Origin of the sequence: Enterobacter chengduensis, from assembly GCF_001984825.2 — a bacterium.
Classification (GTDB): domain Bacteria; phylum Pseudomonadota; class Gammaproteobacteria; order Enterobacterales; family Enterobacteriaceae; genus Enterobacter; species Enterobacter chengduensis.
On the sequence record NZ_CP043318.1, the window covers coordinates 3,364,392 to 3,378,437 of the forward strand.

Sequence of the window (14,046 nt, forward strand, 5' to 3'; positions counted from 1 at the left end):
CGTATAACGATGAAAGGCAGTAACAAATCCCGCTGGGCAATCGCCGCTGGCATCATTGTGGTGGCACTTGCCGCCGCCTGGTACTGGCACAGCCAATCCGCAAACTCTGGCGCACCCGCCGGTGCCAACAGCGCATCACAGCGCCCGGCAGGCGGTGGGCGTCACGGCATGCGCGGCGGCGCGCTTGCACCTGTACAGGCGGCGACGGCGGTGAATAAAGCCGTTCCTCGCTATCTTACAGGACTTGGGACCATTACCGCCGCCAACACCGCGACGGTGCGCAGCCGCGTTGACGGCCAGCTCATCGCGATCCACTTCCAGGAAGGTCAGCAGGTTAAAGCCGGCGATCTGCTGGCGGAAATCGACCCGAGCCAGTTTAAGGTCACCCTCGCCCAGGCGCAGGGCCAGCTCGCGAAAGACAACGCCACCCTTGCCAACGCCCGGCGCGATTTAGCGCGCTATCAGCAGCTGGTAAAAACCAACCTGGTCTCGCGTCAGGAGCTGGACACCCAGCAGTCGCTGGTCAGCGAAACGCTGGGCACCATCAAAGCCGACGAGGCCGCCGTCGCCAGCGCGCAGCTGCAGCTCGACTGGAGCCGCATCACCGCGCCGATTGACGGACGCGTGGGCCTGAAGCAGGTCGATATCGGCAACCAGATCTCCAGCGGCGACACCACGGGCATCGTGGTGATCACCCAGACTCACCCGATTGATTTAGTCTTCACCCTGCCGGAGAGCGACATTGCGACAGTCATGCAGGCGCAGAAAGCCGGAAAGGGCCTGGTGGTGGAAGCCTGGGACCGCACCAACAAGCAGAAGCTCAGCGAAGGTTCCCTGCTCAGCCTGGATAACCAGATCGACACCACTACCGGCACCATCAAGCTGAAGGCGCGCTTTAATAACCAGGACGATGCCCTCTTCCCGAACCAGTTCGTGAACGCGCGGATGCTGGTTGCCACCGAAGAGAACGCGGTGGTGATCCCCACCGCCGCGCTGCAGATGGGTAACGAGGGTAACTTCGTCTGGGTGCTTAACGGCGACAATAAGGTCAGCAAGCACCTGGTGAAAACCGGTATTCAGGACAGCCAGACGGTAGTGATCGCCGCAGGCCTTTCCGCAGGCGACCGCGTGGTCACCGACGGCATCGACCGTCTGACCGAAGGGGCCAAAGTGGAAGTGGTTGAACCTGCGAAACAGGGAGTGAAATCCTGATGCAGGTGATGCCCCCAGGCTCTACAGGTGGGCCGTCACGCCTGTTTATCCTCCGTCCTGTCGCTACCACGCTGCTGATGGTGGCGATCCTGCTCGCCGGGATTATCGGCTACCGCTTCCTGCCCGTGTCGGCGCTGCCGGAGGTAGATTACCCGACCATTCAGGTGGTGACGCTGTATCCCGGCGCCAGCCCGGATGTAGTCACGTCCGCCATTACCGCCCCGCTGGAGCGCCAGTTCGGGCAGATGTCGGGGCTAAAACAGATGTCCTCCCAGAGTTCCGGCGGGGCCTCCGTCGTGACGCTGCAGTTCCAGCTGTCGCTGTCGCTGGACGTCGCCGAGCAGGAGGTGCAGGCCGCCATCAACGCCGCCACCAACCTGCTGCCGTCAGACCTGCCTAACCCGCCGGTCTACAGCAAGGTGAATCCGGCGGATCCGCCGATCGTGACGCTGGCCGTCACCTCCTCCGCCATGCCGATGACGCAGGTCGAAGACATGGTTGAAACGCGCGTGGCGCAGAAGATTTCTCAGGTGTCCGGCGTCGGGCTCGTTACGCTGGCAGGCGGCCAGCGCCCGGCGGTGCGCGTCAAGCTGAACGCGCAGGCGATTGCCGCGCTGGGGCTGACCAGCGAAACCATCCGCAGCGCGATTAGCAGTGCCAACGTCAACTCGGCGAAAGGCTCGCTGGACGGCCCGACCCGCGCGGTCACCCTCTCCGCCAACGACCAGATGCAGTCCGCGGATGAATACCGCCAGCTGATAATCGCCTACCAGAACGGCGCGCCGGTCCGTCTGGGCGACGTGGCGACGGTGGAGCAAGGGGCGGAAAACAGCTGGCTCGGCGCATGGGCCAACAAGCAGCAGGCGATCGTGATGAACGTCCAGCGCCAGCCGGGCGCTAACATCATCGAAACCGCCGACAGCATCCGCACCATGCTGCCGCAGCTGATCGACAGCCTGCCGAAATCGGTCAGCGTGAAGGTGCTTTCCGACCGCACCACCAACATTCGCGCGTCGGTGACCGACACCCAGTTCGAGCTGATGCTGGCCATTGCGCTGGTGGTGATGATCATCTATCTGTTCCTGCGCAACGTCCCGGCGACCATTATTCCCGCCGTCGCCGTGCCGCTCTCGCTGGTCGGCACCTTTGCGGTGATGGTGTTCCTCGATTTTTCGATCAATAACCTGACGCTGATGGCGCTCACCATCGCCACCGGCTTCGTGGTGGACGACGCCATCGTGGTTATCGAGAACATCTCGCGCTATATCGAGAAAGGCGAAAAACCGCTGGCGGCGGCGCTGAAGGGCGCGGGCGAGATCGGCTTTACCATTATCTCCCTGACCTTCTCGCTGATTGCGGTGCTGATCCCGCTGCTGTTTATGGGCGATATCGTCGGGCGGCTGTTCCGCGAGTTTGCCGTGACGCTGGCGGTAGCCATTCTGATCTCCGCCGTGGTGTCGCTGACCCTGACGCCGATGATGTGCGCCCGCATGCTGAGCCACGCGTCCCTGCGCAGGCAAAACCGCTTCTCGCGCGCCTCCGAGCGGATGTTCGAGCGCATTATTGCCGCCTACGGTCGGGTGCTGGCGAAAGTGCTGAACCATCCTTGGGCCACGCTCGGCGTGGCTCTGGGCACGCTGGCGCTCAGCGTGATGCTGTGGATTTTCATTCCGAAAGGCTTCTTCCCCATCCAGGACAACGGCATTATTCAGGGCACGCTTCAGGCCCCGCAGTCGGTTTCCTTCGCCAACATGGCCCAGCGCCAGCAGCAGGTGTCTGAGATCGTCATGAAGGACCCGGCGGTCGAGAGCCTGACCTCCTACGTGGGCGTCGACGGCACCAACCCGTCGCTCAACAGCGCGCGTCTGCAGATCAACCTCAAGCCGCTGGACGAGCGCGACGATCGCGTCAACGCCGTCATTGAGCGGCTGCAAAGCGCCGTCGCGCGCGTGCCGGGCGTGGAGCTTTACCTGCAGCCGATACAGGATTTGACCATTGATACCCAGGTCAGCCGCACGCAGTATCAGTTCACGCTGCAGGCCACCTCGCTGGATGCCCTCAGCACCTGGGTGCCGCAGCTGGTGAATAAGCTTAACACCCTGCCGCAGCTCGCCGACGTCAGCAGCGACTGGCAGGACAAAGGCCTGGCGGCGTACGTGAACGTCAACCGCGATACCGCCAGCCGTCTCGGCATTACCATGGCGGACGTGGATAACGCCCTGTATAACGCCTTCGGGCAGCGCCTGATCTCCACCATCTACACCCAGGCGAACCAGTACCGCGTGGTGCTGGAGCACAACACGGAGAACACGCCCGGCCTTGCGGGGCTGGACTCGGTGCGCCTGACCAGCAAAGACGGCGGGATTGTGCCGCTGAGCGCTATCGCCACGGTGGAGGAGCGCTATACCCCGCTGTCGATTAACCATCTGGATCAGTTCCCGTCCACCACCATCTCCTTCAACGTGCCGAACAATTACTCTCTCGGCGAAGCGGTGGAGGCCATTCAGGCGGCTGAAAAAGCGCTCAGCTTCCCGTCCGATATCCAGACCCAGTTCCAGGGCAGCACCCTGGCGTTCCAGGCCGCGCTGGGCAACACCATCTGGCTTATCGTCGCGGCGGTCGTGGCGATGTACATCGTGCTCGGGGTGCTGTACGAGAGCTTTATCCACCCGATCACCATCCTCTCTACCCTGCCGACCGCGGGCGTGGGGGCGCTGCTGGCGCTGATGCTGGCGGGCAGCGAGCTGGACGTCATTGCCATTATCGGCATTATCCTGCTTATCGGGATCGTAAAGAAAAACGCCATCATGATGATCGACTTCGCCCTGGCCGCCGAGCGCGAGCAGGGCATGTCGCCACGGGATGCGATTTTCCAGGCCTGCCTGCTGCGTTTTCGTCCGATCCTGATGACCACGCTGGCGGCCCTGCTGGGCGCGCTGCCGCTGATGCTCAGCACCGGCGTCGGGGCGGAGCTGCGCCGTCCGCTGGGGATCGGCATGGTCGGCGGTCTGCTGGTGAGCCAGGTATTAACCCTGTTCACCACGCCGGTGATATATCTGCTGTTTGACCGCCTGGCGCTGTGGGCCAAAAGCCGCTTCCCGAAACGTGAAGAGGAGGCATAAGTGAAGTTTTTCGCCCTCTTCATTTATCGTCCGGTGGCGACGATCCTCATCTCGCTCGCCATTACCCTCTGCGGCGTGCTGGGCTTCCGGCTGCTGCCGGTGGCGCCGCTGCCGCAGGTGGATTTCCCGGTGATCATGGTCAGCGCCTCGCTGCCGGGCGCCTCGCCGGAAACCATGGCGTCATCCGTCGCCACGCCGCTGGAGCGGTCCCTCGGGCGGATTGCCGGGGTCAACGAAATGACCTCCAGCAGTTCGCTCGGCAGCACGCGCATCATTCTGGAGTTCAGCTTCGACCGGGATATTAACGGCGCGGCGCGCGACGTGCAGGCGGCCATCAACGCCGCGCAAAGCCTGCTGCCGAGCGGCATGCCGAGCCGTCCAACCTACCGCAAGGCCAACCCGTCCGACGCGCCGATCATGATCCTGACGCTGACGTCGGACACCTACTCGCAGGGACAGCTTTACGACTTTGCGTCTACCCAGCTGGCGCAGACGATCTCGCAGATTAACGGCGTGGGTGACGTGAGCGTCGGCGGCAGCTCCCTGCCCGCCGTGCGCGTGGGCTTAAACCCGCAGGCGCTGTTCAACCAGGGCGTATCGCTGGACGACGTGCGCTCCGCTATCAGCAACGCCAACGTGCGCAAACCGCAGGGGGCGCTCGAGGACAGCAGCCACCGCTGGCAGATCCACACCAACGACGAGCTGAAAACGGCCGCCGAATATCAGCCGTTGATTATTCACTACAACAACGACGCGGCGGTGCGCTTAAGCGACGTCGCCAGCGTCACCGATTCGGTGCAGGACGTGCGCAACGCGGGGATGACCAACGCCAAACCCGCCATTCTGCTGATGATCCGCAAGCTGCCGGAAGCCAACATTATCGAGACGGTGAACAGCATCCGCGCCCGCCTCCCGGCCCTGCAGGAGACCATCCCGGCCGCGATCGATCTGCAAATTGCCCAGGATCGTTCCCCGACCATTCGCGCCTCGCTTGAGGAGGTGGAGCAGACGCTGATTATCTCCGTCGCGCTGGTGATCCTGGTGGTCTTCCTTTTCCTGCGGTCCGGCCGCGCGACGCTGATCCCGGCGGTGGCCGTGCCGGTATCGCTGATCGGCACCTTTGCCGCCATGTACCTGTGCGGGTTCAGCCTCAACAACCTGTCGCTGATGGCCCTGACGATTGCGACGGGCTTCGTGGTGGATGACGCCATCGTGGTGCTGGAAAACATTTCCCGCCATCTGGAAGCGGGCGTGAAGCCGCTGCAGGCCGCGCTGCAGGGGACGCGCGAGGTGGGCTTTACGGTGCTCTCCATGAGCCTGTCCCTGGTGGCGGTGTTTCTGCCGCTGCTGCTGATGGGCGGCCTGCCGGGCCGCCTGCTGCGCGAGTTTGCCGTCACGCTTTCGGTCGCCATCGGCATCTCGCTGGTGATTTCCCTGACGCTGACGCCGATGATGTGCGGCTGGATGCTCAAGCGCAGCAGGCCGCACGCTCAGCCGCGCCGCAAAGGCTTTGGCCGCGTCCTGGTGGCGATGCAGGAAGGCTACGGCAAATCGCTGAAGTGGGTGCTGAACCACACCCGGCTGGTCGGCCTGGTGCTCATCGGCACCATCGTGCTCAACGTCTGGATGTACATCACCATCCCGAAAACCTTCTTCCCGGAGCAGGACACCGGCGTGCTGATGGGCGGCATTCAGGCGGACCAGAGCATTTCGTTCCAGGCGATGCGCGGCAAGCTGCAGGACTTTATGAAGATCATTCGTGAAGATAAGGCCGTGGATAACGTCACCGGCTTTACCGGCGGGTCGCGCGTCAACAGCGGGATGATGTTTATTACCCTCAAACCGCGCGGCGAACGCAACGAAACCGCCCAGCAGGTGATTGACCGCCTGCGGGTGAAGCTCGCCAAAGAGCCGGGGGCCAACCTGTTTTTGATGGCCGTTCAGGATATCCGCGTTGGCGGGCGTCAGGCGAACGCCAGCTATCAGTACACGCTGCTTTCGGACGACTTAGCCGCCCTGCGCGAGTGGGAGCCGAAAATCCGCAAGGCGCTGGCCGCCCTGCCGGAGCTGGCGGACGTCAACTCCGATCAGCAGGACAACGGCGCCGAGATGGCCCTGACCTACGACCGCGAAACCATGTCGCGTCTGGGCATTAACGTGGAGGCCGCCAACAGCCTGCTGAACAACGCCTTCGGCCAGCGCGAAATTTCCACCATCTACCAGCCGATGAACCAGTACAAGGTGGTGATGGAGGTAGACCCGCGCTACACCCAGGACATCAGCGCCCTGGACAAAATGTTTGTGATTAACAGCGACGGCAAGGCGATTCCGCTCTCGTACTTCGCCAGCTGGCGGCCAGCCAACGCCCCGCTGTCGGTCAATCACCAGGGGCTGTCGGCGGCGTCGACCATCTCCTTCAACCTGCCCGCCGGTTCGTCGCTGTCTGAAGCCAGCGATGCAATCAACCGCGCGATGACCCAGCTCGGCGTGCCGTCCACCGTGCGCGGCAGCTTTGCCGGAACGGCGCAGGTGTTCCAGGAGACGATGAACTCGCAGGTGATTTTGATTCTGGCCGCCATCGCCACGGTCTATATTGTGCTGGGCGTGCTGTATGAAAGCTACGTTCACCCGCTGACCATCCTCTCGACGCTGCCGTCGGCGGGCGTGGGTGCGCTGCTGGCGCTGGAGCTGTTCGGCGCGCCGTTCAGCCTTATCGCGCTCATCGGCATTATGCTATTGATAGGCATCGTGAAGAAAAACGCGATTATGATGGTCGACTTCGCGCTGGACGCCCAGCGCAACGGCAGCCTCTCGCCGGAAGAGGCGATCTTCCAGGCCTGCCTGCTGCGTTTTCGTCCAATTATGATGACCACTCTGGCGGCGCTGTTTGGCGCGCTGCCGCTGGTAATTTCCGGCGGCGACGGCTCCGAGCTGCGCCAGCCGCTGGGGATCGCCATCGTCGGCGGCCTGGTGATGAGCCAGCTGCTGACCCTGTACACTACGCCGGTGGTCTATCTGTTCTTCGACCGCCTGCGGCTGCGCTTTAAGCGTAAAAACAGAACCACGGTGACCGAGTAAATGACCGATCTCCCCGCTAACGTTCGCTGGCAGTTATGGATCGTCGCCTTCGGCTTCTTTATGCAGTCGCTGGATACGACCATCGTCAATACCGCCCTCCCCTCCATGGCCAAAAGCCTGGGGGAGAGCCCGCTGCACATGCATATGGTGATTGTTGCCTACGTGCTGACGGTGGCCGTGATGCTGCCCGCCAGCGGCTGGCTGGCGGACAAGGTGGGCGTGCGCAATATCTTCTTTACCGCCATCGTGCTGTTTACCACCGGCTCGCTGTTTTGCGCGCAGGCCAGTACCCTCGACCAGCTGGTGATGGCGCGGGTGCTGCAGGGCGTTGGCGGGGCGATGATGGTGCCCGTCGGGCGGTTAACGGTGATGAAGATTGTGCCGCGCGAGCAGTACATGGCGGCGATGACCTTTGTCACCCTGCCCGGCCAGGTGGGGCCGCTGCTGGGCCCGGCGCTCGGCGGCATGCTGGTGGAGTACGCCTCCTGGCACTGGATCTTCTTAATCAACCTTCCCGTTGGCATCATCGGCGCCATCGCCACCCTGACGCTGATGCCGAACTACAAAATGCAGACGCGGCGCTTTGATTTCTTCGGCTTTATCCTCCTGGCGGCGGGCATGGCTACGCTTACCCTGGCGCTGGACGGGCAAAAAGGGCTGGGGATTTCGCCCCTGACGCTCGGGCTGCTGATCGCGCTCGGGGTTACCGCCATACTGTGGTATCTGCGGCACGCCAGCGGTAACGATAAGGCGCTGTTCAGCCTGAACCTGTTTAAAAACCCTACCTACCGTCTCGGGCTGTTCGGCAGCTTCGCCGGACGCGTCGGCAGCGGCATGCTGCCGTTTATGACGCCCGTGTTCCTGCAGATTGGCATGGGATTTTCGCCGTTTCACGCGGGCCTGATGATGATCCCGATGGTGCTCGGCAGCATGGGAATGAAGCGCATCGTGGTGCAGGTGGTGAACCGCTTTGGCTACCGTCACGTGCTGGTGACCGCCACGCTGGGGCTGGCGCTGGTCAGCCTGCTGTTTATGGCCGTGGCGCTCATGGGCTGGTACTACGTTCTGCCGCTGGTGCTGTTCTGCCAGGGGATCGTCAACTCCATGCGCTTTTCGTCGATGAATACCCTGACGCTGAAGGACCTCCCGGACGATCTGGCGAGCAGCGGCAACAGCCTGCTGTCGATGATCATGCAGCTCTCCATGAGCGTTGGGGTGACCCTCGCCGGTTTACTGCTCGGCATGTACGGCCAGCACCATCTCAGCGTCGATACGCCGGTGGCGCATCAGGTCTTTATGTATACCTACCTCAGCATGGCGGTTATCATCGCCCTGCCCGCTGTCATCTTCGCCCGCGTGCCGGATGATACCAGCAAGAACGTCGTGATTCGGCGCGGCAAAAGGAGTGGCTCATGAAATTCTGGCGACCGGGCATAACCGGCAAGCTCTTCGTGGCGATATTTGCCACCTGTATCGTCCTGCTGATCACCATGCACTGGGCGGTACGGATCAGCTTCGAGCGCGGCTTTATCGATTACATCAAGCATGGCAATGAACAGCGCTTGCAGGGCTTAAGCGATGCGCTGGGCGAGCAGTACGCCCAGCACGGCAACTGGCGTTTTCTTCGCAATAACGACCGCTTTATTTTCCAGATCCTGCGCTCGCTGGAGCACGATACCGGTGACGATCGTCCGGGCCCGGGCATGCCGCCGCACGGCTGGCGCACGCAGTTCTGGGTAATCGACCAGGAGATGCGCACGCTGGTTGGCCCGCGCGCGCCGATACCGCCGGACGGCACCCGGCGGGCGATTAAGGTCAATAACGCCATCGTCGGCTGGGTTATCGCCTCCCCGGTGGAGCGCCTGACGCGCAACACCGACATCAACTTTGACCGCCAGCAGCGCCGGACCAGCTGGCTGATTGTCGCCCTCTCCACCCTGCTCGCCGCGCTCGCCACCTTTCCGCTGGCGCGCGGTCTGCTCGCCCCGGTAAAACGGCTGGTGGAAGGCACGCACAGGCTGGCCGCCGGGGATTTCACCACCCGCGTCGATACCCGCAGCCAGGACGAACTCGGCAAGCTGGCGCAGGACTTTAACCAGCTCGCCAGCACGCTGGAGAAGAACCAGCAGATGCGCCGCGACTTTATGGCCGACATTTCTCACGAGCTGCGCACGCCGCTGGCGGTGCTGCGAGGCGAACTGGAAGCCATTCAGGACGGCGTGCGCCAGTTTACGCCCGAATCGGTGGCCTCTCTACAGGCGGAGGTGGGCACGCTCACCAAGCTGGTGGACGATCTCCACCAGCTCTCCATGTCTGACGAAGGCGCGCTGGCCTACCAGAAAGCGCCGGTGGACGTGATTAATATACTGGAGGTGATCAGCGGCGCCTTCCGCGAGCGGTTTGCCAGCCGAAACCTGAAAATCGATCTCTCCCTGCCGGACAGCGCGGTGGTGTTTGGCGACAAAGACAGGCTGATGCAGCTGTTCAACAATCTGCTGGAAAACAGCCTGCGCTACACCGACAGCGGCGGCGGGCTGCATATCTCCGGCAGGCAGGAAAACGGGCGCTTTGCCCTCACCTTCGCGGATTCTGCCCCCGGCGTACAGGACGCGCAGCTGGAAAAACTGTTTGAACGTTTCTACCGCACCGAAGGCTCCCGCAACCGCGCCAGCGGCGGATCCGGCCTGGGGCTGGCGATTTGCGTTAACATCGTCGAGGCGCATAATGGCACGATCCGCGCCGCCCATTCGCCTTTTGGCGGGGTTAGCATTACAGTAGAGTTACCTCTGGAACGGGATTTATCGAGAGAAGCATGACCGAGTTACCGATTGACGAAAACACGCCGCGCATTTTGATTGTGGAAGACGAACCCAAGCTGGGGCAGCTGCTGATCGACTATTTACGCGCGGCCAGCTACGCGCCGTCACTCATCCGCCACGGCGACCAGGTATTGGCATACGTGCGCCAGACGCCGCCGGACCTGATCCTGCTTGATTTAATGCTGCCGGGCGTTGACGGCCTGACCCTGTGCCGGGAAATCCGTCGCTTCTCCGACGTGCCGATCGTCATGGTCACCGCCAAAATTGAGGAGATTGACCGCCTGCTGGGGCTCGAAATTGGCGCGGACGATTACATCTGCAAGCCCTACAGCCCGCGTGAAGTGGTCGCCCGCGTGAAGACCATTCTGCGCCGCTGCAGGCCGCAGCGCGAGCTCCAGGTGCTGGACGCCGAAAGCCCGCTGATAGTCGATGAAAGCCGCTTCCAGGCAAGCTGGCGCAGCAAGCTGCTGGACCTGACGCCCGCGGAGTTCCGCCTGCTGAAAACCCTCTCCCACGAGCCGGGGAAAGTGTTCTCCCGCGAGCAGCTGCTCAACCACCTGTACGACGATTACCGCGTGGTGACCGACCGCACCATCGACAGCCATATCAAAAACCTGCGCCGCAAGCTGGAGGCGCTGGACGCCGAGCAGTCGTTTATCCGCGCGGTGTACGGCGTGGGGTACCGCTGGGAAGCGGACGCGTGCAGGATAATGTGATTAACGATGCTTTACAGCTATGTATAGTACAGTCACACATTTTTAAACAATACAGAAAAGAAGTCTGGTTCTATTTTTTTCTTTAAGGAAATATCATGGCAGATAATCTTTTGGAAATGATCGTCTTTGGCCGACCAGCCACGGTTAACAGGAAAGGCCCTAAATCTTTGAAGGCAATCTGGCAATCGAAAGTTTTTAATTCTGCAAGAGCAGGATATACTGGCATGCAGGTTAAGTATAAGACAACTTTTAAAATATTTTATTTCCCACATAACAATTCCTATTCAGACGTAGACAACGGACTTAAATTTACCATTGATGCCCTAGCTCCGGTAGTCATGGAGAATGACAGGCAAATAACGCGCATTATTGCTGAGCGATTCGTGAAGGGGCCTGGAAAATCCCTTGTCGTACCATTATCCCTAGCTCCCTCAATTGCTAAAATATTAGAAATGAGAGAAAACAACTCGCCTGCAGAATATATTACCTTAATTAAACTTGAAAAATATAAATGCAATGGGGGAAAACTATGGTAAACTATTATAATTATTACCATTATCAACTTGAATTAATTAAAACAGAATATATTTTAAAAGAGTATGCTGTTTATGAAGACTCACCAAGAACACCTTCATATAAAAATTTTCCATTTGATTTAGTTGCAATTAGCAAAGACAAAAAAGAAATTATAATCATAGAAATAGTAAATAAGCGTCACGGTGACCATTACCGTAAGCGTATAAGAATGATGGAAGAATTAACCACCCATCCTTTTTTACATCACTATTTTAATGTTGATAAAGATGCTCAAATATTGGTTGACTTTAGATATATTGATAATCGAGAGAGTGAGCAATCGGAAATAAATGCTAAGATCCAAGAAAAATTTTCTGATGATAATATAGCCATTATTCTTTCCGAAAGAATACCACCACTTTATCTTAATAACGAAAGCACTGCAACCAATTCATTTATTAGAGACTGGATTTATATAGCAAGAATGATTCGTTCCATGTTCTCTTTTCACAGAGCACAAAATAATCATCATCGAAACAAGAATTCAACCCTTGATTATTTCAACCTGATACTTTACGAATTTGACATACATCCTCTGGAACAAATTAATGCAGAAGTGAGAGACCTGTACACGCTATATTCAATCGTGCTAAGTGTTATCGAAGGAAATAAAGTATCAGAACTTGAAGCCAGAGAAATGAGATGGCATCTAAAATACCTACAACAGCAATTCAAAATAAAAATCACATCAGAAAGAAATAAATAACAATGCAAATTTAGCCGTAATTAACTTTACGGCTAAATTAAATAATAATTCAATCTTTACCTCCCTGCCCCGCAGCGCTACAATGCCCGCCCTTAAAGTGGGGGATATCCCCTTACCGCTGCACCTGGTGCATGCGAATCTGACCTGTCATCAGAACGAGAACAAACATGTTTAAACCGGAACTCCTTTCCCCGGCGGGAACGCTGCAAAATATGCGTTACGCTTTCGCCTACGGCGCCGACGCCGTGTATGCGGGCCAGCCGCGCTACTCGCTGCGCGTGCGTAACAACGAATTCAACCACGAGAACCTGCAGCTCGGCATCAACGAAGCGCATGCCCTGGGCAAAAAATTCTACGTGGTGGTCAACATCGCGCCGCACAACGCCAAGCTGAAAACGTTCATCCGTGACCTGAAGCCGGTGGTAGACATGGGGCCGGACGCGCTGATCATGTCGGATCCGGGTTTAATCATGCTGGTTCGGGAGAACTTCCCGGAGATGGATATTCACCTCTCCGTTCAGGCTAACGCCGTCAACTGGGCGACGGTGAAGTTCTGGAAGCAGATGGGGCTGACCCGCGTCATTCTGTCCCGCGAACTTTCGCTGGAAGAGATCGAAGAGATCCGCACCCAGGTGCCGGATATGGAAATCGAAATCTTCGTTCACGGCGCGCTGTGCATGGCCTACTCCGGCCGCTGCCTGCTCTCCGGCTACATCAACAAGCGCGACCCGAACCAGGGCACCTGCACCAACGCCTGCCGCTGGGAATATAACGTCCAGGAAGGCAAAGAGGACGACGTCGGCAACATCGTCCACAAGCATGAGCCGATCCCGGTGACCAACGTTGAGCCAACGCTGGGCATCGGCGCGCCAACCGACAGCGTGTTTATGATTGAAGAAGCCAAACGTCCGGGCGAGTACATGACCGCCTTTGAAGACGAGCACGGCACCTACATTATGAACTCGAAAGACCTGCGCGCCATCGCCCACGTCGAGCGCCTGACGCAGATGGGCGTGCACTCTCTGAAGATTGAAGGCCGCACCAAATCCTATTACTACTGCGCGCGCACCGCGCAGGTATACCGTAAAGCCATCGACGATGCGGCAGCCGGTAAACCGTTCGATACCAGCCTGCTGGAAACGCTGGAAGGCCTGGCGCACCGCGGCTATACCGAAGGCTTCCTGCGCCGTCATACCCACGACGACTACCACAACTACGAGCACGGATACTCCGTTTCCGACCGCCAGCAGTTTGTCGGCGACTTTACCGGCGAGCGTAAGGGCGCGCTGGCGGCCGTGGCGGTGAAAAACAAGTTCACCAAAGGCGACAGCCTGGAGCTGATGACCCCGCAGGGCAACATGAACTTCACGCTGGAGCATCTGGAAAACGGCAAAGGCGAAGCGATTGACGTGGCGCCGGGCGACGGTCATACCGTCTGGCTGCCGGTGCCGGAAGAGGTGGAGCTGAAGTTCGCGCTGCTGATGCGTAACTTCAACGGTGAAAGCACCCGAAATCCGCACGGCAAATAGTCAATCAGGGAAATTTTTTCACGGTGGGATAATTCTTAGAATCGGATCACATACCGCTTCGTTCAATACGGGTATTATCCCCCCGCTGAAAAACATAACCCATAAATGCTAGCTGTACCAGGAACCACCTCCTTAGCCTGCGTAATCTCCCTTACGCGGGCTTATTTTTTTGTACCATTCATTCCACTTATTAAGAATGAGAATGCATTGCCCCACCAAATGAAGGGTGTTGATTCGTGACAGATTCTGCTGGAATATCTTTTACGAAAATCGGGCGGGTGTATGACG

9 protein-coding genes are annotated in these 14,046 nt (G+C 59.1%); all 9 read left to right on the forward strand.

From position 1 onward, the window contains the following. The first annotated feature begins 9 nt into the window (after positions 1-9). The 9 genes from FY206_RS16345 to trhP all read left to right on the forward strand — a co-directional run bounded on the left by FY206_RS16345 (position 10) and on the right by trhP (position 13,758). Complete coding sequence (locus FY206_RS16345) at positions 10-1,212, forward strand: MdtA/MuxA family multidrug efflux RND transporter periplasmic adaptor subunit (RefSeq protein ID WP_032641670.1); 1,203 nt, start codon at positions 10-12, stop codon at positions 1,210-1,212. Further along, positions 1,212-4,334, forward strand: coding sequence for an MdtB/MuxB family multidrug efflux RND transporter permease subunit (locus FY206_RS16350; RefSeq protein WP_032641672.1), 3,123 nt, complete (start codon positions 1,212-1,214; stop codon positions 4,332-4,334). The genes FY206_RS16345 and FY206_RS16350 overlap by 1 nt, the downstream gene beginning before the upstream one ends. Beyond that, positions 4,335-7,412 (forward strand): multidrug efflux RND transporter permease subunit MdtC, encoded by a 3,078-nt coding sequence (gene mdtC / locus FY206_RS16355; RefSeq protein WP_032641674.1) that lies wholly within the window; start codon positions 4,335-4,337, stop codon positions 7,410-7,412. Continuing rightward, a complete protein-coding gene (gene mdtD, locus FY206_RS16360) occupies positions 7,413-8,828 on the forward strand; it encodes an MFS transporter (protein WP_032641676.1) in 1,416 nt (471 codons plus the stop codon). After that, positions 8,825-10,228, forward strand: coding sequence for an envelope stress sensor histidine kinase BaeS (gene baeS, locus FY206_RS16365; RefSeq protein WP_032641678.1), 1,404 nt, complete (start codon positions 8,825-8,827; stop codon positions 10,226-10,228). The genes mdtD and baeS overlap by 4 nt, the downstream gene beginning before the upstream one ends. Beyond that, the gene (gene baeR / locus FY206_RS16370) at positions 10,225-10,947 is read left to right on the forward strand and encodes an envelope stress response regulator BaeR (RefSeq protein WP_032641679.1); all 723 of its coding nucleotides are present in this window, start codon (positions 10,225-10,227) and stop codon (positions 10,945-10,947) included. The genes baeS and baeR overlap by 4 nt, the downstream gene beginning before the upstream one ends. A 95-nt stretch (positions 10,948-11,042) precedes the next feature. Continuing rightward, on the forward strand, positions 11,043-11,483 hold the full coding sequence (locus FY206_RS16375) for a RusA family crossover junction endodeoxyribonuclease (protein WP_032641681.1): 441 nt from the start codon (positions 11,043-11,045) through the stop codon (positions 11,481-11,483). Next, positions 11,477-12,229, forward strand: coding sequence for a hypothetical protein (locus FY206_RS16380; protein ID WP_032641683.1), 753 nt, complete (start codon positions 11,477-11,479; stop codon positions 12,227-12,229). Before FY206_RS16375 ends, FY206_RS16380 begins: the two co-directional genes overlap by 7 nt. 167 nt (positions 12,230-12,396) lie before the next feature. After that, on the forward strand, positions 12,397-13,758 hold the full coding sequence (gene trhP, locus FY206_RS16385) for a prephenate-dependent tRNA uridine(34) hydroxylase TrhP (protein ID WP_032641684.1): 1,362 nt from the start codon (positions 12,397-12,399) through the stop codon (positions 13,756-13,758). The last annotated feature ends 288 nt before the right edge of the window (positions 13,759-14,046 follow it).